Annotated in this window: 19 protein-coding genes; 11 read left to right on the top strand and 8 right to left on the bottom strand. The window is 53.1% G+C overall.

The window, feature by feature from the left end:
- Positions 1-131: 131 nt before the first annotated feature.
- From HQL65_01580 to HQL65_01570, 3 genes are all read left to right on the top strand, one after another.
- Positions 132-1,967, top strand: coding sequence for a thiamine pyrophosphate-binding protein (locus tag HQL65_01580; protein ID MBF0134904.1), 1,836 nt, complete (start codon positions 132-134; stop codon positions 1,965-1,967).
- On the top strand, positions 1,961-3,049 hold the full coding sequence (locus tag HQL65_01575; GenBank protein ID MBF0134903.1) for an N-acetylneuraminate synthase family protein: 1,089 nt from the start codon (positions 1,961-1,963) through the stop codon (positions 3,047-3,049). Before HQL65_01580 ends, HQL65_01575 begins: the two co-directional genes overlap by 7 nt.
- 151 nt (positions 3,050-3,200) lie before the next feature.
- The gene (locus tag HQL65_01570; GenBank protein MBF0134902.1) at positions 3,201-4,130 is read left to right on the top strand and encodes a glycosyltransferase family 2 protein; all 930 of its coding nucleotides are present in this window, start codon (positions 3,201-3,203) and stop codon (positions 4,128-4,130) included.
- A 15-nt stretch (positions 4,131-4,145) separates the two neighbouring features.
- On the opposite strand, the gene HQL65_01565 is transcribed toward HQL65_01570, so the two are convergent.
- The 6 genes from HQL65_01565 to HQL65_01540 all read right to left on the bottom strand — a co-directional run bounded on the left by HQL65_01565 (position 4,146) and on the right by HQL65_01540 (position 9,917).
- Positions 4,146-4,667: a hypothetical protein gene (locus tag HQL65_01565; GenBank protein ID MBF0134901.1), complete on the bottom strand. Its 522-nt coding sequence runs from the start codon at positions 4,665-4,667 to the stop codon at positions 4,146-4,148.
- Positions 4,664-5,128: an NUDIX hydrolase gene (locus tag HQL65_01560; GenBank protein MBF0134900.1), complete on the bottom strand. Its 465-nt coding sequence runs from the start codon at positions 5,126-5,128 to the stop codon at positions 4,664-4,666. The genes HQL65_01565 and HQL65_01560 overlap by 4 nt, the downstream gene beginning before the upstream one ends.
- Before the next feature lie 66 nt (positions 5,129-5,194).
- Positions 5,195-6,412 carry a L,D-transpeptidase family protein gene (locus HQL65_01555; GenBank protein ID MBF0134899.1) on the bottom strand — a complete coding sequence of 406 codons (1,218 nt, stop codon included), beginning with the start codon at positions 6,410-6,412 and terminating at the stop codon, positions 5,195-5,197.
- On the bottom strand, positions 6,405-8,015 hold the full coding sequence (locus HQL65_01550) for a tetratricopeptide repeat protein (protein MBF0134898.1): 1,611 nt from the start codon (positions 8,013-8,015) through the stop codon (positions 6,405-6,407). Before HQL65_01550 ends, HQL65_01555 begins: the two co-directional genes overlap by 8 nt.
- 381 nt (positions 8,016-8,396) lie before the next feature.
- On the bottom strand, positions 8,397-9,119 hold the full coding sequence (locus HQL65_01545; GenBank protein ID MBF0134897.1) for a hypothetical protein: 723 nt from the start codon (positions 9,117-9,119) through the stop codon (positions 8,397-8,399).
- Between the two features lie 30 nt (positions 9,120-9,149).
- A complete protein-coding gene (locus HQL65_01540) occupies positions 9,150-9,917 on the bottom strand; it encodes a VacJ family lipoprotein (GenBank protein ID MBF0134896.1) in 768 nt (255 codons plus the stop codon).
- 164 nt (positions 9,918-10,081) lie between these two features.
- Between HQL65_01540 and HQL65_01535 the strand changes: the two genes are divergently transcribed.
- The 7 genes from HQL65_01535 (at position 10,082) to HQL65_01505 (ending at position 16,041) form a co-directional block, all read left to right on the top strand.
- A complete protein-coding gene (locus HQL65_01535; GenBank protein ID MBF0134895.1) occupies positions 10,082-10,852 on the top strand; it encodes an ABC transporter permease in 771 nt (256 codons plus the stop codon).
- 205 nt (positions 10,853-11,057) lie between these two features.
- A complete protein-coding gene (locus HQL65_01530) occupies positions 11,058-11,873 on the top strand; it encodes an ATP-binding cassette domain-containing protein (GenBank protein MBF0134894.1) in 816 nt (271 codons plus the stop codon).
- Between the two features lie 20 nt (positions 11,874-11,893).
- On the top strand, positions 11,894-12,349 hold the full coding sequence (mlaD, locus tag HQL65_01525) for an outer membrane lipid asymmetry maintenance protein MlaD (GenBank protein ID MBF0134893.1): 456 nt from the start codon (positions 11,894-11,896) through the stop codon (positions 12,347-12,349).
- Positions 12,350-12,374: 25 nt separating this feature from the next.
- Positions 12,375-13,112 (top strand): ABC transporter substrate-binding protein, encoded by a 738-nt coding sequence (locus HQL65_01520; protein ID MBF0134892.1) that lies wholly within the window; start codon positions 12,375-12,377, stop codon positions 13,110-13,112.
- Positions 13,109-14,068, top strand: coding sequence for an orotidine-5'-phosphate decarboxylase (gene pyrF, locus HQL65_01515; GenBank protein MBF0134891.1), 960 nt, complete (start codon positions 13,109-13,111; stop codon positions 14,066-14,068). Before HQL65_01520 ends, pyrF begins: the two co-directional genes overlap by 4 nt.
- 104 nt (positions 14,069-14,172) lie before the next feature.
- On the top strand, positions 14,173-15,594 hold the full coding sequence (locus tag HQL65_01510; protein MBF0134890.1) for an L-histidine N(alpha)-methyltransferase: 1,422 nt from the start codon (positions 14,173-14,175) through the stop codon (positions 15,592-15,594).
- Positions 15,595-15,687: 93 nt separating this feature from the next.
- Positions 15,688-16,041, top strand: coding sequence for a hypothetical protein (locus tag HQL65_01505; GenBank protein MBF0134889.1), 354 nt, complete (start codon positions 15,688-15,690; stop codon positions 16,039-16,041).
- Between the two features lie 141 nt (positions 16,042-16,182).
- Here the strand turns inward: HQL65_01505 and HQL65_01500 are convergent, their stop codons facing one another.
- On the bottom strand, positions 16,183-17,223 hold the full coding sequence (locus tag HQL65_01500) for an alcohol dehydrogenase catalytic domain-containing protein (GenBank protein MBF0134888.1): 1,041 nt from the start codon (positions 17,221-17,223) through the stop codon (positions 16,183-16,185).
- 179 nt (positions 17,224-17,402) lie between these two features.
- Here HQL65_01500 and HQL65_01495 point away from each other — a divergent pair, with 179 nt between their 5' ends.
- Positions 17,403-20,870, top strand: a complete 3,468-nt coding sequence (locus tag HQL65_01495) for a response regulator (protein MBF0134887.1) — start codon at positions 17,403-17,405, stop codon at positions 20,868-20,870.
- On the opposite strand, the gene HQL65_01490 is transcribed toward HQL65_01495, so the two are convergent.
- The gene (locus HQL65_01490) at positions 20,857-21,255 is read right to left on the bottom strand and encodes a response regulator (GenBank protein MBF0134886.1); all 399 of its coding nucleotides are present in this window, start codon (positions 21,253-21,255) and stop codon (positions 20,857-20,859) included. The two genes, HQL65_01495 and HQL65_01490, sit on opposite strands and share 14 nt — an antisense overlap.
- Positions 21,256-21,388: the final 133 nt, after the last annotated feature.

The raw sequence follows: 21,388 nt of genomic DNA, 5'->3' as shown, positions 1-21,388 counted from the left end.
AATTTGCTGTCCTCGGCCTTGACCATTGTTTCGGCCATGGGCAGGGGTCTATCTGAAACGGGTCCAGGGAGCTGTCTTCCTGGCAGGTCCAGGAAAGTGTCTTGATGGGATATCGAGCAGGGAAAAAACGCATGACTCTCTCAGTCGCTCAATACATTGCTGATCGCCTGGCTGTTTGGGGTGTCAGCCATATTTTTACCCTGACGGGTGGCGGGGCCATGTTTTTGAACGATGCTTTTGGCCATCATCCCCGCCTGCAACCGGTCTATCAGCACCATGAACAGGCCTGTGCCATGGCCGCCGAGGGGTATGCCCGGGTGGCCGGCATCCCGGGGGTTGCGGTGGTGACGACGGGACCCGGAGGGATCAATGCCCTGAACGGCGTGTTTGGGGCCTACACGGATTCGATTCCGCTGCTGGTGTTGTCCGGCCAGGTCAAACGGGCCACCTGTCTGGCTACCACCCCGGTGCCCGGACTCCGGCAACTGGGAGACCAGGAGGCCGAGATTGTTCCCATGGCGGCGACCATCACCAAATATGCTGCTGTTCTCAGGGATCCGGCACAGGTTGCCGTGGAGCTGGAAAAAGCCTGGGCCATCGCCCAGAGCGGGCGTCCCGGGCCTGTCTGGCTGGATATTCCCCTCGATATCCAATCCGCGCCGATTGATCCTGAATCCCTGGAACATCTCACGCCTGCCTGGTCGCAGAGCGGTCCCCAACCCCTGGATGCTGCTTCCCTGTCTCCCCTGGTTGAAGAATTGGCCAGTCGCCTGGCCACAGCCAAGCGGCCTGTATTGATGGGGGGCAGTGGGGTTCGGATCGGCGGGGCCATCCCGGCCTTCATGGCCCTGGCCGAGCAGGCGGGAATTCCCGTGGTCACCGCCTGGACCCACGACCTGATTCCCTCCGATCATCCCCTGTTTTGTGGCAGACCCGGCACCATCGGTACCCGTCAGGGTAATTTTGTCGTACAAAATGCCGATCTCCTGATCGTGATCGGTTCCCGCTTGAACATCCGTCAGATCTCCTATAACTGGACCTGCTTTGCCGACCGGGCGCACGTTGTCCAGGTGGATATCGATCCGGCAGAACTGCACAAGCCAACCTTCCGGGCACAACAATCCGTGCATGCCGAGGCCGGACTGTTTTGTCAGGCGCTCCGCGAGGCCATGGTTCGTTCGCGGCATGATCCCGTTACGTATGCCGATTGGGTTGCCTGGTGCCGGGAACGTGGCCGGAAATATCCCGTGGTGCAGGAACACCATCGCGATGCCACACGGCCCCTCAATATCTATCATTTCGTGGATCGTTTGTTCGATTGTCTGGACAGAGAGGACGTGATCGTCACCGGCAATGCCACTGCCTGCATTGTGACTTCCCAGGTGGCCCGGTTGCAGGATGGAATGCGACTGATTTCCAACTCCGGTTCGGCCTCCATGGGCCACGATCTCCCCTGTGCCATCGGCAGTTATTACGGTGCCATCAGGCAGCGCGGCCAGCAGAGGCGCATCATTTGTCTGGCCGGAGACGGCAGCCTGATGTTGAATGTGCAAGAGTTGCAAACTGTTGTTTCATTTAATATTCCGATCAAGATTGTGGTGTTGGATAATGGCGGCTATCTTTCCATCCGCAGCACACAGCAAAACTTTTTTGGGCGTCTGGCAGGAGAAAGTCCGCACACCGGGGTGAAATTTCCGGATTTTGTCAAATTGGCCTTTGCGTTCGGTTTGCCGGCGACCCGCCTGGAGGGGTTGCTCAGCGAACGTGGTTTAAGTGATTTTCTGGCGGCTCCTGGTCCCGGCCTGCTCCATGTCGTGTTGGATCCCAGCCAGGGTTTCGAGCCTCGTATGAGTTCCCGGCAACTCCCCGATGGCACCATCGTGTCGCCGCGACTCGAAGACATGTACCCCTTTCTGGATCCCGATGAACTGGCGTCCAATCTTTTCGCTGCGGAGGCATCATGCTGAACCATGGCAAACATCTGTTCGAGGGTCTTTTTGTTCTGGAAATGGCGAACAATCATTGGGGCCGTTTGGACCGGGGTTTGAAAATCATCACCGATTTTTCGCGTATCGTCCGCTTCAACAATGTCAAGGCAGCCATCAAATTGCAAATACGCGACATTGATTCATTCATCCACAAAAATTTCCGGGATTGTCAGGATATTCGTTACATCAAAAAAACGCTCGATACCCGTCTGTCGCACAGTGATTACGAAACACTGGTACAGGCCATCCGGAGTGCGGGGTGTATTCCCATGGCCACCCCGTTTGATGAAATCTCCGTTGAATCGTGTGAAAAAATGGGCATCGATATCATCAAAATTGCCAGTTCCGACTTGAATGATTGGATTCTGGTCGAAAAAATTGCCAAGACCCGCAAACCCGTCATTGTTTCTACCGGAGGATCGTCTCTTAAGGATATCGATGATCTGGTGACATTTTTTTCCAATCGCAACATACCTCTGGCCATCAACCACTGTGTGTCGATCTATCCGAGTGAAGATGACGAGTTGGAACTCAATCAGATCGATTTTCTGCGTACCCGTTACCCGGAGCATGTCATTGGACTTTCCACTCATGAATACCATGATTGGAAAGCATCGATTCTGATGGCCTATGCCAAGGGAGCCAGGACCTTCGAACGCCATATCGACATCGATGCGGATGGTATTCCGGTTTCTTCCTACTGTTCCTTGCCACATCAGATTGATGACTGGTTCAAATCCTGGAAAAAAGCTGTTGTCATGTGTGGCAGTTCGGGATTGCAAAAGCGGATTCCCCAAAAAAAGGAGATTGTTTATTTGGATCAACTCGTGCGTGGCGTCTATGCGCGTCGGGATATGGCCGTGGGTGAAGTCTTGACCGATGCTGACTACTATCTGGCCATTCCGCTCCAAAAAGGCCAGATTTCCTGTCGTGAACTGATGAATGGTGAACGCCTGCTGCGTCCCGTTGCCAAAGATGCCTCCATCATGATCGATGACATTGACAGTCCCTATGCGGAAAGGCCGGAACTGAAGCAATTGATTTATCAGAGAGGGTTTTAAATTGAAAAACGTTTGAAAAACCGGGATGGAGGTCCAGGAGGAAGGGCTGCGCCCTTCCTCCTGGCGGGGTTTGGGGCGGATCCCCAATAAAATCTTTTTTTCCAATTTTTTTTATCCGAGGGTTAATGGACAGCCTCTCAGTCAGGGTTCCATGAAAAAAATCAGCGTTGTTGCTTCGTGTTTCAATGAGGAAGAGAACGTCGAAGAGCTTTATCGGCGGGTGGTCCTTGTTTTCGAAAATCTGGCCAGATACGAACTGGAAATGGTTCTCATCGACAATGCCTCCACGGATGCGACCGCCGCCAAGCTGCGGGGTTTGGCCCAAAGAGACAAACGGGTCAAAGTCATCCTGAATGCCAGAAATTTTGGCCACATTCGCTCCCCCATGCATGCGTTCCTGGCCGCCACGGGTGATGCGGTGATCACCATGGTGTCGGATTTGCAGGATCCTCCCGAATTGATTCCGGCGTTTCTGGAAGCCTGGGAAGAGGGGTTCTTGAAAGTCGTGGCCGTCAAGCCAACGGCGCAGGAAAATTTTATTGTTTTCAATCTGCGAAAATTATTTTATCGCTTTCTCAACGCCATCTCGGAAATTCCTCTGATCAATAATTTTACCGGCTTTGGGCTTTATGATCGAATCGTTGTCGAACACATGCGTGCCCTTCAGGATCCCTATCCCTATTTCAGGGGACTTGTAAACGAAATTGGCTTTGCAATGAAAACGGTGACATTCGATCAGCCACGGCGGGTGCGCGGATTGACCAAGAATAATTTTTTTACATTATATGACATCGCCATGCTGGGGATCACCAACCATTCGAAACTTCCCCTGCGTATGGCAACCATTGGCGGCTTTCTCATGTCCGCGTTCAGTCTGTTGGTTGCCCTGGGGTATCTCATGTATAAGCTTATGTTTTGGAATGAGTTTGCCCTGGGCCTGGCACCCATGGTCATTGGGCTTTTCTTTCTCTTCTCGGTGCAAATGTTTTTTGTCGGTCTCCTGGGAGAGTATATTTTGGCCATTCACCGGCACGTCTTGAACAGACCGCTTGTGGTTGAGAAGGAAAGAATCAATTTTTAACGCTGTCCGAGTTTTTCAGATGGCATCGGTATTTTTGGGTGGTTTTGCTGGTGGGGCTGATGGGGCTGGTTTGGGCAGGGTGGTCAGGTCTTGTTCGAGTTTTTGCAGACGCTCTTCCCATTGCTGCATCAATTTTTTGGTTTCTTCAACGGTTTTGCGGGTCAGGTCTTCGATTTCGGGAACGTTTTCTTCGTAGGTTTGGCGACCGGCATTCCCCAGGGCGCGCAATCCTTCAAGAAAATGTTGCCGGGCGCGTTGCAGACTTTCCCTGGTTCCTTCCTGGGTCTTGTTTTCTTGAGTCGCATCGGGTGTACCGGCCTGTTGATTGGGAATGGTCTGTTGGTTGGGAGTGACCTGTTGGCTGGGAATGGCCTGTTGGCTGGGAATGGCTTGTTGATTGGGAATGACCGGTTGGTTGGGAATGGTCTGCTGACCAATCGATCCGGTTTCGGCTGTTGCCCGGGTGGCGAAAAAGAGCGATACAACGGCAACCGTCAGCAAGGTTGATCTCCGGCAGAGAATTCCATTGTGTGTCATGTGGTTTCTCCTGGTGCATCCAGAGCCGGAAACGACCATCCCAAGGTGGACATTTGGGACGCCATTTGTGGGTAGGCCATTTTGCCTTCCCGCACGATGGTTGCAAAGGTGCTGTAGTTGGCCCATAAAGTCTCCGTGATTTCACGACTCAGGCATGCCGCCTGCCCATGCCAGGCATCGCACTGGAAAATAAACCCGATATGGGGTGTCTCCTGTTGCAGGAGGGGATCCATATGGACAATATTGGCCTTTTCCAGATGCAGACCCACCTCTTCCCGAACCTCCCGCCGCAAGGCATCCAGCAGACTTTCACCGGCGTCCACAAAACCGCCCGGAAAAGACCACTTGCCGCTGCGGTGATCCCGGTAGGCGAGTCGCACGAGCAATACCTGATCTTCGGCAGTGGTGGCGTCTCTCCGAACGATCAAGACATGAGTTGAGAGCGTGGCTTTGGCGAGCATGGTCTTTTCTCACAATGCGGAGTGGTTGGCCCCCATATCCCCAAAAAAAAAACCACAGTAACGATATCAGCCTGTATCTTCGTAGACAATTTTCCAGAGATCCTTTTCCAGCCGCCAGTATTGGCGGCGCAGGGGTTGTTTGAACAACTCCTTGCCCCGGACTTCCTGGGTGAAGGTGACCACAATCATGCGCTGTTCGGTGGGGTATCCCAGGATGCTGATGTCGGAAAAATTGGTCTCTTCGGTCGTTCCTTCCTGAAACTGGCGGCGTAAATATTTGGTCCAACCAGCATGGTCGAAGCGATTGTTCTGGAAGTCGGGGGAGTAATGGCGCAAGACCCGTTCGACTTTGCCGCTAATCCAATCCTTGTGCCACTCCTGGATACGGGAGAGAAACCAGTCGAGTTGGCCGCGCCACTCCACGGGATCCAGCCATTCCACGGCATTGCTGATGATCACCGGCGTACCGATGCCAACCACTTCGCCTATGGTTTCAAAATCTATATTGGTCAAGGCAACGCAACCATCGCTCGCCATGGGTGGACGGCTGTAGGTGAGGGGAGGGGTTCCATGCAGCCAGATGCCGTCGCCGGTCTTTTTGAGGAGCCGGTCCCACTCATTGGGATAGTTGATCGGCATGGCACCCAGACCATACATGGGGGGGAGTTTGTAGCCGGGCAGATAGTCGGTGATGAAGTACAGGCCGACCGGGGTCTTTTTATCCCCCTTCAAGATTTTTCCGGATCCGTTTTTGCCGCTGGAAATGTAATAGTTGGCAATCAGTTCGGGACGGCCACTGACCCGTCGAAAAAGATACAGACGCGACCGGGTGATGTCCACCACGATGGCATTGCCCTGGGCATGTGCCAGATAGATCAAATTCTGGGGAATGGCATCCTTGGGGGGGGAGTCCAGATAATTGTGGATGCGAACCCGGGCCTCATCCAGGAGATGCATGACCTCGGGATCACTCTCCTGAGCGTGGCCAAAACCACGCAGATCACCCGCCTTGGCCATGAGCAGATCCCCCTGTATGAGATGTGCCAGGCGAAAATCCGGCCTTTGCCGGGTCAATTCACCGATTTCTCGCAGGGCACCATCCAGGTCATGGCGCAGGACAGCTTCCAGTCCCTTGATCAGTGACCGTTCGGTTGCGGAAAGATAGTCCAGTGGGGAAAAGGGACCCAGGGATTCAGCCCAGACAAGACCCCAGGCACCACTCAGGAATATTCCCCCCAGGAGTATCAGCAAACCAGTCGGTGCCTTGCGGCAGACTTTACCCATCCACCCCTTCCTGAAAAATTTTCCATTCGTTGCCTTCTTTTTTCATCAGAATGGATTTGCGCACGACATCCTGATATTTGTCAGAGCGGTAACTCTGAATGAAGCTGACTCTGGCAAGCCCCTGATTTTCCATGTGGATTTGAATGTCATCCAGGCCGACCTGTATGGATTGTGCATTTTCGATCAAATATTTGCGCTTGTTTTTCCAATCGTCGCGCCGGGAAAATCCCGCCGGCAGACGAAAATCCCGGGTATAGGCGGCCAGATATCTGGGAACCTGTTTTCCCGACCAGGCTTCGGCCCAGCCGCGCACGGCCTTTTCGACGAGTTGCGTTTGTTGGACCTGGTTCCCTGCCGTCTGATTGTGATCCGGCTCATTGTCCTTGGATTTTTTCTTGTCCTGGCTTTTGTCTTTGTCTTTGTCTTTGTCTTTGTCTTTTGTTGACTGTTTATCGCCTTGATCGGTCACTTTTGGATCCCGGCTTTCTTTTTCAACCGCCTCGAAAACCTGGTCAATCATGGTCATATTGGCCGTGCGGACAGCCTGGTCCGGCGTTTTGATCTGGCCTTTGGCCAGTTGCTTCATGGCGGTTGGGGCTTCATCCTTGATGGCTTTTTCCTTGGCTTTTTCCTTGGCATCTTCTTTGGTTTCTTTTTTCAGGGTGGGGGGTGATTTATCGGTTTTTGTTTCAGGCAGGGCTTTCTTTTCCCTGGTTTGTTGTGCCAGCAGATCGGCTTTTTCTTTCTCGGCACGTGCCTTGGCTTCGATTTCGGATCGGGTGCGTTCCTGGACTTCGGCGTCGGCCCGTTCGTGTTCATCGTTGCGGGCGAGCGTCACGGCCTCGGCGCGAATTTTTTCCATTTCCGTGGATCGCACCTGGGCCACGATTTCGGCATGGAGTTTTTGGCGCAGCTCGGTACGGACCTGTTCGAGAATTTCGGCCCGTACCTGACTGAGGGCTTCTGCCCGGAGCTTGTCCATGTTTTCGGCTCGAACCTTTTCCAGGGCTTCGTTGCGTGCCTTGCGCAACAGCTCCTCGGAGGAGTGGGGCAGGCCTGGTGTGGCTCCGGGGCCGGACCCCGAAGTGACGAAAAGCGTGCGTACCAGGGCAAGCTTGGCCTCGGTTACAGGATTTTCACGGTTGATTTGCAAGGCCTTCCGGTAAGATTGCGAGGCCAGCTTGGCATAGATGTCCCCGAGGTTTTCGCGGGCTGTGGCATAGGCGGGTTTGGAATTGATGGCCCTGAGCAGGATGTCGCGGGCCTTCTCCAAATGCCCCTGTTCCGCATAAAGCACGGCAAGGTTGTTGAACGGCTCGGGTCGGTCCGGAAACTCCTCGGTCAGTTCCTGAAAAACCTGAATGGCCTCGGACTGTTTTTGTTCCTCGGCCAGGATCAACCCTTTGAAAAACCGGGCCTGGGCATCTTTCGGATTGCTCTTCAAATAATTGGTGAGACGACCCATGGCCGTCGGAAACTGCCTTTTTTCGACAAGTGACTGAATCTCATCCAGCTCTCCGGCCATGGCCAATGGCATCGAGGATGACCAGCCGAAGAGTGTACAGGCCAGCAGAAGTGGGAGAGCATAAGACCATCTTATCACATGCATGTTCCATAAACCCGCTGAAAGGTGACAGAAACCTGCCGAAAAGCAACGGAAGCCGGCGGACAGGCAACGGAAGCCGGCAAAAAGAGGGCGAGACCCGCTGCAAGGTATCAAAAACCATTTGAAAGATAACAGAAATCAGCAAAAACAAAACCGGGTACAAAGGACTCCTGAAGAGTATAGACGCGCATTGTATCAATCTCAATGTTTCGGTTGCCGGTTGTGTTGTATTTCCCGCCCGGAAAGGGCGGACTCAATGGAGTGCGTCAATTCCGGCGATCTGGTGACGGATGGTGGCACATGGCTTGGGTGACGGGTGGTGGCGCATTTCTGGTCAGAGGGGCGGGAATGCCAGGGATGGCCGCAGAGATTCTTTGTTCAGATGGGGAGGAAGATCAAAAATTGCAGGGCCTGTTTGATCAGCCGTTTGGTCTTTTGTGCCACGACCCGCGACAGGGCGTCTTGCAGGCCAATCATTTTACCAAACAGACGCTCATAGCTGAGATTGCGGACGGTGCCTTCGCTTTCGTTGCTGAGCAGGAACAGATTGCCATGGGAATCCCGGTCATGCGTTAAAAGCCACAGGGCCAGTTCCAGGTTGCGGGCACTGTTGTACAATTTTTGCGGGTCCAGACTGTCCAGGACATAAAATTCCCGCTTGTTTTCGTAGGAGGCCATGATCATGGATCCCAGCCCGACCGTGTAGGCCAGGACCCGGTCACCGGTGAAGGACTCCTGAAATGCGAGACGAATACAGTCAACACCCTTGACATTGTTGAGTTCGGCAAATTCCCAGTTGTGGAAGGTCCCAAAAACCCGTCCGACATTGGCCTCGGCCTGATGGACGGTACCCCGTTGCAACTGGTTTGGGTTGCGCCGGTAGAGCTTGATCATCAACTGTTTGAGGTAACCCATGACATCATGCTGGTTGGTTTCAACGAACAGGTTGACGTCGGTCTTGGCCAGATCAGGCCAGGTAAAGTTGGAATTTTCCCGATCCACGGGCATCTTGTCTGGAGCGGGTCTGCTGCAACCCACCAGCAACAATACCAGTACGAGGATGGCCAGGGGTAACGGGGTTTCCTTGTGATTGGAACGCATCTGGGTACGGGTTTCAGGGTTCAGGGATGATCAATGGGCCACTTTTTCCTGCCGTTTCTGGAGGTATCCATTACGCAGGGCGATGTAGGGATCCAGGGTTGCCGTGCGCAGGGTCTGGAACTCCTCCAGGCGGAGAGAGGTTTCATTGACTCTGGAAAAGAGCTTGATGCCCGTTTGGTCCCAATAATCTGTTGGCTTATAGTTCAGGGGATCCAGAAACCAGTCGCCGACATCCCCGACCGTATCCCGCGCATTGGAAGGCCCGAGAATCGGCCAGACCAGATAGAGTTTGTCGCCAACTCCGTAATGGCCCAATGTCTGCCCCAAATCCTCATCGCTGCTGTGGAGATTGAAGTGCAGGGCCGCCACATCGAACAAACCGGCCACGCCCAGAGTGGAGTTGATCACAAACCGCCCCAATTCTTCACCGGCAGCCTGACCTTTGCCCTGCAACAAGGCATTGGTGAAATGGATGGGCGCTTTCAGATTGTGAAAGACATTGCGTACCGCAACACGCCCCCCTTCCGGAATCAAGGCCTTGTAGCCTTGGGCCAGAGGCTCCAAAACCCAGGCCGAGGCTTTGTCGTTGAAGGTGAATATGGCCCTGTTCCAGGGTTCCAACGGATCGGATGCCACCAGCGATCCTTGCTTTTGCTCTTCGGCAGACCAGACACTGTCGTCTGGCGTGTTTTGTTCTCCTCCGGAGGGGGTTCCAGAACCGGCCCGCCCATCGACCGGCCCACTGGCCAAAAGAAGGGCAACTGTCCACAACATCAGACGCTGCTTCCGAATTTTCATGAAACCATCCTCGAAATGTTGATGTTGCCTGAGGGGAGGAAATCTTCTCTGCACCTTGCAGAGAGGGGTGATGATGAGTGATAATCCGCTGGTTTGCAAACTGCTCCGGATGCCGTTGTCCGGTTTCGCCAATCCTTACCCAGTCGCGGCGTACATTTTCCTCCATGATCCTGATGCTTCGCAAGCTTGGTCGCACCTCTCTCCAAAGATTCTGGAAGATGGGGCACATGTTTCTGTTCCTGTTGACGGCCCTGTTTGGGGTCGTGCGGCCTCCCTATCGCCTGGATAATCTGCTTAAGCAGATTGTTTTTATTGGTATTCACTCGCTTTTTGTCATTGTATTGACGGCGGCGTTCGCCGGCATGGTCCTGGCTCTGCAAGGCTACTACATCCTCTCGCGCTTCGGTTCCGAAGGAATGGTGGGACCCATGGTGGCCCTCGCCATCGTCCAGGAATTGGGGCCGGTCCTCACCGCCCTGATGGTGACCGGACGCGCCGGGTCGGCCATGGCGGGCGAGCTGGGCGTCATGCGCATCAAGGAACAGATCGACGCCCTCGAATCCATGGGCATCAATCCCCTCAAATATCTCATCGCCCCCAGAGTGGAAGCCAGCCTGATCACCCTGCCCGTCCTGACCGCCATCTTCAACGTGGTGGGAATCTTCGGCGGCTATCTGGTCGCCGTGCAGCTCCTCGGCATGTCCAGCGGTACCTATTGGGGGGGCATCGAATCCAAACTGGCAGCAAAGGACATCTACATCAGTGTCATCAAATCGTTCAGTTTCGGACTGATCGTGGCCTGGGTCTGTACCTACATGGGCTACTTCACCACCCGGGGCGCGGAAGGCGTAGGACGCTCCATCACGTCGGCTGTGGTCCTCACGTCGGTCCTGGTCCTGATCTGGGATTATTTCATCACCTCGGTCATGCTCTAGGTCCAGGAGATTTCCCTTGCCTTCCCAAGATAAGACCACGAACCTGACTGAATCTCCCTGGCCAATCGGCGAAATGCTTGTCAAGGCAGGACAGATCTCCCTCAACCACGTCGAAGCGGCGCTGGCCCACCAGTCCAAACAGATCGAACCCGATCTCATCGGTGAAATTCTTGTCCGTGAAGGCATCATTTCCCAACCCGAGCTGATGGCGTTCCTGGTTGCCAAGTTCTTTGAAGAACGCAAAGAGTATGCCGCCCAACCTCTGCCGCCCACCGCCATCCGTTTTGCCGGTGTGGAAAAAACCCTCGATGGCCGCAAGGTCCTGGATCAGGTCGATCTGGAAATTCCCCAGGGCAAGATCACGGCCATCATCGGCGTCAGCGGCGGGGGAAAGAGCGTCTCCCTCAAACATATGATCGGCCTCATGGCCCCGGATCGGGGCCGGGTCTTCGTCGGCGATCAGGAACTGGGCAGGCTGACCAGAAAACAGTTGCTGCGCGTCCGGGAACGTTTCAGCATGCTGTTCCAGGGCAGTGCGCTTTTCGACTCCATGAACGTCTTCGACAATGTGGCGTTTCCCTTGCGGGAAAAAACCCGCCACAATGCCGAAACCATTGCCAAAATGGTCCACAAAACCCTGGCACAGGTCGGCTTGTCCGGCATGGACGCCAAGTTTCCGGACGAGTTGAGCGGCGGCATGATGAAACGGGTGGCCCTGGCACGGGCACTGGTCACCCAACCCGAAATCATCCTCCTCGATGAACCAACCGCCGGTCTGGATCCCATCATCGAAAATGCCATCCACCACCTCATCTGTGATACCTTCATGCGCGCCCGCTACACCATGGTGATCATCAGCCATGCCATACCGCAAATCTTCAACTGGTGCCATCATGTTCTCGTACTCCACGAGGGAAAAATTCTGGAATCCGGTCCCTCGGTCGTGGTCATGGAATCGCAACATCCGGTCATTAAACAATTTATCAATGGAAACCTGACAGGACCGATCAAGGTTATCTGAAATCCTGGGGAAGGTCGTCGATGACAACACAATCCGTCAAATTGGAACTGGCAGTCGGTATTTTCGTCCTGATAGGCATTCTGGCCCTGGGATGGCTCTCCATCAAAATGGCCCGCATGGAACTCGTGGGTGGCAACTTCATGACGATCCATGCCCATTTTACCTCCATTTCCGGACTCAGAAGCGGAGCCTCCGTCGAAATTTCCGGTGTCGAAGTGGGCCGGGTCAACCAGATCGAACTGGATACCAAACAGATGGATGCCCTGGTGACCATGAAAATCCGCACCAATGTCGCCATCCAGGAAGATGCCATCGCCTCGGTGCGCACCAAAGGCCTGATCGGCGACCGCTTCGTCAAAATTTCTCCCGGTGCCTCCGATACCCTGCTGAAATCCGGCGACCGTCTGGTCCAAACCGAACCCGCCATCGATTTCGAGGAACTCATCAGTCAGTTCATCCATGGCAGTGTCAAATAATTGCTTTCGGTCAAGGAATACAACCATGTCCACAATCCGGTTCCGTTATGCGTCCCTGACGGCAACAGTCGCCCTTTTCATCGCCATCTCCCTGCTGCCTGGAGTCGCGCCGGCTGACTCATCCACCTCCGCCGGAGCCATGGCATCCCTTCAGAAAACCATTGAACAGATCATCGATATTCTCAAGGATCCCCAATACAACTCCCCGGAAAAACGCGAGATACGACGCGAATCCCTCAGAAAACTGGTCTACCAGCAATTCAATTTTTTCCTCATGGCCCGCGGTGCCGTCGGCCCGCGTTGGCGAGAGTTCGCCCCGCAGCAACAACAACGTTTCAGTGATCTTTTCAAAATGGTCCTCGAAGATACCTACCTGGCCAAAATCGAGGGGTATCAGGGGGAAAAGGTCATGTTCAACAAGGAAATCCTGGAAAGCCCCACCATCACCCGGGTGGAAAGCCTCGTCCATGCCAAAGGACAGGAGTACAAAATGTTCTACCGGATGACACCTTCGAAAGAGGGAAAATGGGAAGTCTTCGATATCATCATCGAAGGGGTCAGTCTCATCAACAACTACCGTTCCCAGTTCCAGTCCATCCTGGGCAAGGAGGGACCTGCCGGGCTTCTGGCCAAAATGGAAGCCAAATTCGGCACTTCTGGTAGCCGTGGTGCGTCCGGGGCTGCATCAACCGGCTCCATGGATCTTTCCCTCGACAAAAAGTCAGGCCCGACAACAGGTAAAGAGACCCCGGCCACCCCATGACCGACCATTTTGCCGATCAGATATTGTCCCGGGCCAAGGCCACCTCGCCGCTGGTGGTTGGCATTGATCCCGACTTTGACCAGATGCCCACGTTTTTGCGCCCGACGGATTCTGACCCGGTCACCATCCGTTCCGCCTTGACGACCTTCTGCCGTCTGGTTCTGGAAGCCTCCGGGGAGATGGTCTGCGGCGTCAAATTCCAGTCTGCCTTCTTCGAACAATTCGGAACAGTCGGCCTGCTGGCCCTGGCCGATGTCATGGCCCTGGCCCGCACCATGAAACTACCCCTGATCCTGGATGTCAAACGGGGGGATATCGGCTCCACATCCCTGGCCTATGCCCGGGGATATCTGGCTGGTGGTGGCTCCCTGGGAGGGGGACGGATGGGCAGCTCCGATCTGGGAGCGGATTGCATCACCGTCAATCCGTTCATGGGCGAAGATGCCATCGAACCCTTCCTGCGGCTGGCCATCGACCATGGCAAAGGGGTCTTTTTCCTGGTCAAAACCTCCAATCCCGGTTCCGGTCTCTTCATGGGAGCCAAAACCGGCCGCTCCGAAACCGTCGCCGACCGTATCGCCAGACTCGTGAACGATTGGGCCAAAAAAACCATGGGAAAAAGCGGTTATGGCCTAGCCGGTGGCGTGGTCGGGGCCACCTTCCCCGAGGAGGCCGAACGCCTGCGCAAACTGATGCCTCGCGCCATCATCCTGGCCCCCGGCGTGGGGTTCCAGGGGGGGGGGATCGAAACCATGCGGGCCTTTTTTGATAACGACAAAAGCGGTGCCCTGGTCCCCATGTCCCGGACCCTGACCTATCCGGAACATTCCGGCAATACCCACGACACCTTCCAAAAAGCCGTCCAGGAAGCCACCCAACGCTATGTCACCCTCTTTCGGGAGCGGTTTCGTGCCCTGCCTCCTGGTGCTGTTTCCGGGCATGTTTCAATCTCGTGAACAGTGGGCCGTGCCAATTGTTCTTTGATAGTAAAAAATAATGGACCGTTACAACAGCGAGTTGTTGAATATCATAAACAAGACATGTGCAGTGGAGAGAAATAATGAGCATGTTTGAGGCTTTTATTATTATGCCATACAAGGAACCTTATGAATCCATCTATGGTGGTGTCATTTCGAAAGTTTTGAATAAGCATGGCTTTAATCCAATCAGAGCGGATCAGATTGAAGGGTCGTCTTCATTTTATTCAGATATTTCTGAAAGAATTCGAACCGCTGATCTGGTAATTGCAGAGCTGTCTGAGGTAAATCCAAATGTTTACTTTGAATTGGGACAGGCATCTGCCTTCAATAAAGATATTATTTTGATCACGGGAAAAAAGGACAGCTTTCCTTCAGATATTTCACATTTAAGGCATCTAGTATATGATCATGAAAATTTTTCTGAATTTGAAATGCTTTTATCAAAATGGATAAAAAACAGTCGCGCCTTTAAATTAAAATCTCAGAAAAAAGCAGCGAAAGTGCTTAATAGAGGAGATGTTTTTCCTGAGATAACTGACGCCACATTTTATCTGGAGCATTGGAGTAAGGATGATCGTAGACAAATAATAAAGCATATTCGGAACGCAAGCCTGATTCCAACCCAGTATTTGTATAAGTTTGATCGTGGATCATCATTGTGGCTAGGCTTGTGTCAGGACGCAGAATACAAGTATTTCGGTAAATCTGTTTCTTTTTTTACAGACAATATAGGGAAAATATTGGATTCTATTGGAAATGATTTTGTTTCTTCCCAGCCGGATTATATTTCACTTGGTCCAGGAAATGGTGTAAAGGACAGAATTTTTCTTACCAATATTATGGAAAGACAAACAAAGTCGGTCAACGATATTTTTTATTATCCTTTTGATATCAGCCCAACTCTTATCTCAAATGCAATTCAAACGGTTGTAGATGTGAAAGATTTAAAAAACAGATTAAAGATTAAAGCTATTGTTTCAGATTTCAGTAAGTCATTAAAATCGTTTACTCCTGTATATCAGTATCGCCCAGAACCTAATATTTTCACCCTTTTAGGAAACACGCTTGGGAATATGGATAAGGAAGTTGATTTTTTATATAGAATAAAAGAGGCTATGTTTATTGAAGACGTATTGATAGTTGAGGTAAGGTTAAAGACAAATAGAAGTGTTGACATAGGTGGAAGTGAACATATTAATAAGAAATTTGATTTTACACCGCTTGACATGTTGGGAGTGGACTACGATAGCGATAGACTTAGGTATGTTGAGCAAGAAAATAGGAGTAACGTGCCGGATACGAGAACTGTTATTGCGACTTACAACGATTTTAAACTTCCTGGAGATGAAGATGTTATGTCTTCCGCTTATCTGTCATATATTCATGAATATGATCCCGTCGCTTTACGTAAAGTTATAGAAAAGATTGGCCTGAAAATATTATGGTTTGGCCATGACGAGGGACTGGCATGCTTTGTTTTAAAAAAAAGCGGATCAGTCTAGCGTTACGGCTGTGTTGGCCAGACCATCCAGAGCCGTTTCAACAACGCCCTGGCCGAGGGAGAACAAAGAACCAACTATGTGACCGTGGCCGACATGAACACTGCCATCCAGGAGGTATTGGAACTCGACACCAATGCCGCCTTTGACAATCATTGGGGCGATCTGAAGGCCGCCGATCATCGGGTCCTTGCCACCCTGGCCTGGCTTTCAGATGAATCCACCCGCATCTGGCGTACCACCGCCGACGTGGAAGCCTTCATGAATCAGGCCGGCATGCCTCTGCCCCGCAATCAAATCCAAGGTTGCCTCGAAGCAAGATTTGACGAACAAATCCTGCTGAGAAATGGCCCGGCCTACAAATTTTCCGTGCCGCTCTATCGGCAGTGGATCGCCTGGCGCTGGCCCCCGGAAGTCGTGCGCGAGGAGGCCATGGATTCTTCCCCCTGAATTTCCAGGTTTTCTCGTGCATCAAATGCTATTTTGGTATCCACAGTGGGGAATTCCACAATCTTGATCCCATCCAGGGTTTTCCCGCGCATGTGGTCGCCCATCTGGTGAATACTTGCCAGCAAATCGTCAAATACTTTTTCATCCATGGGGTGGTTCCCTCTGCAAGGAGTCATCCAGATGCCGGGTCTGCGCCAGGATCGGCCTGTCGGCATGATATTCAGGTGGATTGATTGCCAGCAACACCTTGCGCACCCCGGGCCTTTGGGCATGGTCGATGGCTGCCAAACCGGCGCTCAGGGGATAGACCGCTTCCACCAGATCGGCCACACTCACCAGACCAGTTGCCAGCAACCGCAAGGCCGGCCTGAAAGGACCGCAACGCGAACCACGCAAGGTAATCTCATTCACGACCAGATCCGTGGTATCGATCCCACTCTTGTCGGAAAAAGTGCTTTTCAGGACGATGGTGCCCCGGGGGCGCACCAGGCGACGGGCGGTGGCAAAACCCGCTGCATGCCCGGTACATTCGACGACCAGAGTGGCGCACTCTGCCAGGGAGGCATCTTTCTCAAGGGAGGTCGCAATTTCCAACCTGGTCAGCAAATCCAGGTGGTCCTGGTGATGCCCAATGACCGTCAAATCACACCCCGTCAGGCGCAGAACCCGGGCCACAAGCTGACCCAGACGCCCATCTCCCACCACCATGACCCGGTCGGCAGGACGAATATGGTTGTCCTGGACGATGGCCAGCGCCGCAGCCAGAGGTTCGACAAAGACCGCCGTGGTATCGGCCATGGTCTCCGGGACCGGATGCAAATTTTCCAAAGGGAGCAGACAATATTCGGCGAAAGCCCCATCACGACCGCGAATGCCCAGGGCGGTGCGATTGTGGCAGTGGCTCCGCTCCTGGCGCTGGCATGGTCCGCAACGCCCACACACACAGTTGATCTCCCCGACCACCCGCCGGCCCTGCCAGTCCGAATCCGGTGCGGCGACCACCTCGCCGACAAACTCATGCCCGGGAATACCCTGAAAATCCACATATCCCCGGGCAATTTCCAGATCCGTGCCACAAATGCCGGCCAGACGTACCCGGAGCAGGGCCTCCCCAGCCCAAACCTCCGGCATGGGCAAATCCTCCCGGAGTTGCCAACGGCCATCCCAATACAATCCACGCATGATTGCCCCATTCTGACCTGTCAATTTCAAGGAACAGTATTTTCCAATAAATAAAACAAAAATACAAGCTCTTGCCGATATTGTGGCAGATATGGCACCATGTGCGGCAGCAGAGAAACTCAACTTGCCTTTGACCTGTTGGTCACAGGCACAAGCCCCAGGTTGCAGGATACCGTCATTTGAAGGGAACACTCGGACAAAAATTGTCATTGATGGTGGTTATTCTGGTCTCCCTGGTCCTGATTGTCCAGGGTATCATCTCCACCAGAATGGTCAGAGAGGCCTTTTTTCACAATACAGTGATCTATTTGCAGGGTGAATCCTCGGCCATGGCGGAACGGCTGCTGCATGTCATCAACGAGACCGGGGACTATCTATCGGTTGTTCGCACCCATCGGTCGATTGAAGACCATGTCACTTTTTCCATCTTCCAGGAGCAAAATGGCATGGATGAATCCTGGGCGGCGGTGGATATGTATTTGCATAAAATTTATCTTTCCAAACCGCAGTTATTCACCATTGACTGGGTGGATGCCAGGGGAAAAATTCTGCTGCACCATGTCAAGGGCCGCCAGGTGGAAACAGCCAGCCTGTCTGATCGTGGTGATTTCAAGCTTGCAGGCGACAAGAAATCTGGTATTGCTCACCGGATATTACAATCAGCAGAAAAAGAATGGATGCTTGAAAGCATCGGCATTCTGAATATTGAAGGAAAGAGGGAGGGGGCGATCATATTTTATCGATCATTATCTGAAACGATCAATAAATTAATGAATGATCTGGAAGCCAGAAGCATATCTGCCATTCTGGTCGATGGTCGGCAACAGCAGGTGGCCCAGACCCCCGGGCTGGGAACAACCCTGGCTGCCTGGATGGTGAATGCCGCCAGTCAGGATGAGCGTCGGAATCAATTTTCCCGGGTGCGGGTCGCGCACTCCATACCGGAAGTGGGTTGGACCCTGATTCTGGCCATGGAACCAGCCGAGGCCGACCATGTTGCCTGGCAACTGGGTGTGATTGGAGGGTTTTCAGCCCTGATGCTGGTGATGGTCCTGTATGGTTATGTACGATGGGCACTTGTCAATCCCCTGTTGCGCATCAGTCACGGCGTTCGGGCGGTCATCGCTGGGAATTTGAACCAGCATCTGAATGTGTCAACGATTCACGGCGGACATGAATTGGCAGAGCTGGCCGCCAATTTCAATCTTATGGCCGACCGGATCAAAGACAACATCGGGCGACTGGAAAGCCGGGAAAACTATCTGAAATCCATCCTGAAAAATTCCCTGGATGCCATTATTTCCACGGATATCCATGGCACGGTGATCCATATGAATCCGGCGGCGGAGACGCTTTTCGGCTATCAGAAGGATGTTCTGTTAAACCAAAATATTTCCGATTTCATTATTCCTGAAGAGTCCAGGGAACTCCATTGCACTGGTTTGCAGCGTTACGCGAACCTGCCTTCGGAACAGGTACTCCAACTGAAACGTCGCATTGCCCTCTCTGCCCAGAGTGTGGATGGAACGCGCATTGAGATTGAAATGTCTTTGATTTCCGTGGAAAACGACGGACATCTCCACTTTATTGCCTTCATGCACGATGTGAGCGAGCAAAAGCAACTGCTGAAATCCCTGGAAGATGCGCTCAACATGGCCGAACTGGCCAGCCGGGCCAAAAGCGAATTTTTGGCCAACATGAGTCATGAAATTCGTACCCCCATGAACGCCATCATTGGTATGACCGATCTGGTTTTGGGCACTCCGTTGAGCAGTGAGCAGATTGAAAATCTGGAAATGGTGCAGCGGGCTTCCAACTCCCTGTTGGAATTGCTCAATGGCATTCTTGATTTTTCCAAGATCGAGTCCGGGCATCTGAAGCTGGAGAGTGTCTCTTTCAATCTCCTCGACCAGATGGAGACGGCTTGTGAAACCATGGCGATACGCGCCCATAAAAAAGGTCTGGAACTCGTGTGCGCCATGGCCCCTGATTTGCCGGAGGTTGTGGTCGGTGATCCGTTTCGCCTGACGCAGGTCATGATCAACCTGCTCAACAATGCCATCAAGTTTACCAGTACTGGCGAAATCACCCTCTCTGCAAGTCTGGAACCGGATGCATCTGGTCAGGTGACTGGAGAGGCCAGAGTGCGTTTTTCGGTCCGGGATAGCGGTATTGGCATTCCCGGGGAAAAATTGTCGCAAATATTTGAGCGTTTTACCCAGGTGGATGGTTCAACCACCCGCAAATATGGCGGTTCGGGTCTGGGACTGACCATCAGCCAACACTTGATACACATGATGGGGGGGGCCATTCAGGTCAAATCCGAAGAGGGACACGGCAGTGAATTTTATTTCACCGTCTGTTTCCCGGTTGGCAAATTGCCCGATACCAGCTTCAATGGAAATTTGGCAAGAGATATCGCCACATTCCATTTCGAAAAACCCCTGTCAGGCTTGAAAATATGGATCGCCTGTGTCAACCAGGCCTTGCGCACCGACCTGGTACAGACCATGCGCCATTCTGGTGCGGATGGCGTGGCAGTGACCGATTCCGCCGACTTGATCACACGGCTGGAAAAAGCCCGGAAAGATCCTTTTGCATTGGCCATCGTGGATCATTTTCATGTGGAACAGGTTGGCCTGTTGCCGGCGGGTTGCGATACACATCCCGGCTGGCAGAAAAAGGTCCTGGTCTTGTTGCCGGTCAATCGACGCCTGGAAGATTTAAAGCCGGTCCATGTGTTTGCCAAAATCGTGGGCATACGTAAACCGCCCAGGCGTTTGCAACTGATTCGCTTGATCAATCGGCTTGCAGGTCGTTTGCCGGAAAATAATTCGGCGGATACCCGACAAAGCCAGTTTCAGGTGGCCGCAACGCCCCTGGATATTCTGTTGGTGGAAGACAATCCAGACAGTCAGCGGCTGGCCATTCATATTCTGAAACGGTGCGGCCATCGGGTAACGGTGGCCAACAACGGGCAGGCTGGCACGGAGTGCATCACCAAAATGGCGACCTGTGACCTGGTGCTGATGGATTTGCAGATGCCGGGGATGAATGGTTACGAACTGACCCGGTGGATTCGCACACACGCCCCCTTGGGAAAGCGACAACAGGTTCCCATTATCGCCTGTACGGCCTGTGCCCTCGAAATAGACCACCAGAATTGTCTCGATGCCGGCATGAATGGTTTCCTGTGCAAGCCCTATCGATCCCAGGAACTGTTGGATGTCTTACAGCCCCATGTGGCCCACAAGGCATCCACGACTCCAATAATTCCCGAGACTCCCAAAAACACGGTATTATCGGCAACCCACTGTGATGCCGAAACATTTGCCAGGCATCGGCACGATTTTGTACAGGATGGGCAAAAACATCTGGAGGCGGTGGCTGTGGCTCTTGACAACGAGGAATCCGGTACGGTTCTCAAATTGACGGAGGCCTTGCAGGAACTGGCAGTTCAGGTCGGGGCACAACGGGTCAAGATGCGGGCCATTTTTTTGGGACGCAAGGCGGAGATGAAGATTTGGCAGGAGACCGCGTCGGCGTTTGAGCAACTCCGGGCAGAATTCACAGATGCCGTGACCGCGTTGCATGCAACGGCTGCCACGACTGCGTTACAGACAACGGAGCCGACTACGCCTCAATAAGATTGTACTGACGCAGTTTATCCAACATTTTGTCGCGGGTGACGGGTTTGGTCAGATAGTCGGTGCAGTAGCCGTGGAAAAAGGCCTTGACCACATGGGTTTCGGTATCCATGGCCGACACCATGAACACGACGGCTTCCCGGCCATCCGTGCGTTGCGTCTGTTCCAATTCGCGAATCTTTTTCAACGCTTCGTGCCCATCGACCTTTGGCATCATGATGTCCAGGCAAATCAGATCGTAATATTTGCCATCCATCAAGGACATTTCGTAGGCCTCAATGGCCTCCTGCCCATTGGATACAAAATCGCACGTTCCAAGAGGTGCAAGAATGTGTTGCAGAAGAGACCGATTATCCGGTTCATCATCGGCGATCATGATTTTCATGGCACATGACTCCCCCCCCTCCCCGCTTTTTCCGGCTGAATCGTATCAGGGTACACTGCCCAGGTTTTTCTCTTCCAGATGGTGAGGTCATTGTTCATCCAGGTTGCCAGACAGATCTGACATGACCTCCAGG

Source organism: Magnetococcales bacterium (assembly GCA_015228935.1).
Taxonomy (GTDB): domain Bacteria; phylum Pseudomonadota; class Magnetococcia; order Magnetococcales; family DC0425bin3; genus HA3dbin3.
The sequence above is the reverse complement of the archived record's forward strand: the minus strand, read 5'-3'. Positions and strand labels throughout refer to the sequence as shown.

Coding starts and splice junctions, on each gene's coding strand:
- HQL65_01540 (MBF0134896.1), bottom strand. CDS start 9,917: ATGAAAATTCGGAAGCAGCGTCTGATGTTGTGGACAGTTGCCCTTCTT.
- HQL65_01520 (MBF0134892.1), top strand. CDS start 12,375: ATGTCCACAATCCGGTTCCGTTATGCGTCCCTGACGGCAACAGTCGCC.
- HQL65_01580 (MBF0134904.1), top strand. CDS start 132: ATGACTCTCTCAGTCGCTCAATACATTGCTGATCGCCTGGCTGTTTGG.
- HQL65_01490 (MBF0134886.1), bottom strand. CDS start 21,255: ATGAAAATCATGATCGCCGATGATGAACCGGATAATCGGTCTCTTCTG.
- HQL65_01530 (MBF0134894.1), top strand. CDS start 11,058: ATGGCGTTCCTGGTTGCCAAGTTCTTTGAAGAACGCAAAGAGTATGCC.
- HQL65_01500 (MBF0134888.1), bottom strand. CDS start 17,223: ATGCGTGGATTGTATTGGGATGGCCGTTGGCAACTCCGGGAGGATTTG.
- HQL65_01545 (MBF0134897.1), bottom strand. CDS start 9,119: ATGCGTTCCAATCACAAGGAAACCCCGTTACCCCTGGCCATCCTCGTA.
- pyrF (MBF0134891.1), top strand. CDS start 13,109: ATGACCGACCATTTTGCCGATCAGATATTGTCCCGGGCCAAGGCCACC.
- HQL65_01555 (MBF0134899.1), bottom strand. CDS start 6,412: ATGGGTAAAGTCTGCCGCAAGGCACCGACTGGTTTGCTGATACTCCTG.
- HQL65_01570 (MBF0134902.1), top strand. CDS start 3,201: ATGAAAAAAATCAGCGTTGTTGCTTCGTGTTTCAATGAGGAAGAGAAC.
- mlaD (MBF0134893.1), top strand. CDS start 11,894: ATGACAACACAATCCGTCAAATTGGAACTGGCAGTCGGTATTTTCGTC.
- HQL65_01535 (MBF0134895.1), top strand. CDS start 10,082: ATGATCCTGATGCTTCGCAAGCTTGGTCGCACCTCTCTCCAAAGATTC.
- HQL65_01505 (MBF0134889.1), top strand. CDS start 15,688: ATGAACACTGCCATCCAGGAGGTATTGGAACTCGACACCAATGCCGCC.
- HQL65_01565 (MBF0134901.1), bottom strand. CDS start 4,667: ATGACACACAATGGAATTCTCTGCCGGAGATCAACCTTGCTGACGGTT.
- HQL65_01560 (MBF0134900.1), bottom strand. CDS start 5,128: ATGCTCGCCAAAGCCACGCTCTCAACTCATGTCTTGATCGTTCGGAGA.
- HQL65_01510 (MBF0134890.1), top strand. CDS start 14,173: ATGAGCATGTTTGAGGCTTTTATTATTATGCCATACAAGGAACCTTAT.
- HQL65_01575 (MBF0134903.1), top strand. CDS start 1,961: ATGCTGAACCATGGCAAACATCTGTTCGAGGGTCTTTTTGTTCTGGAA.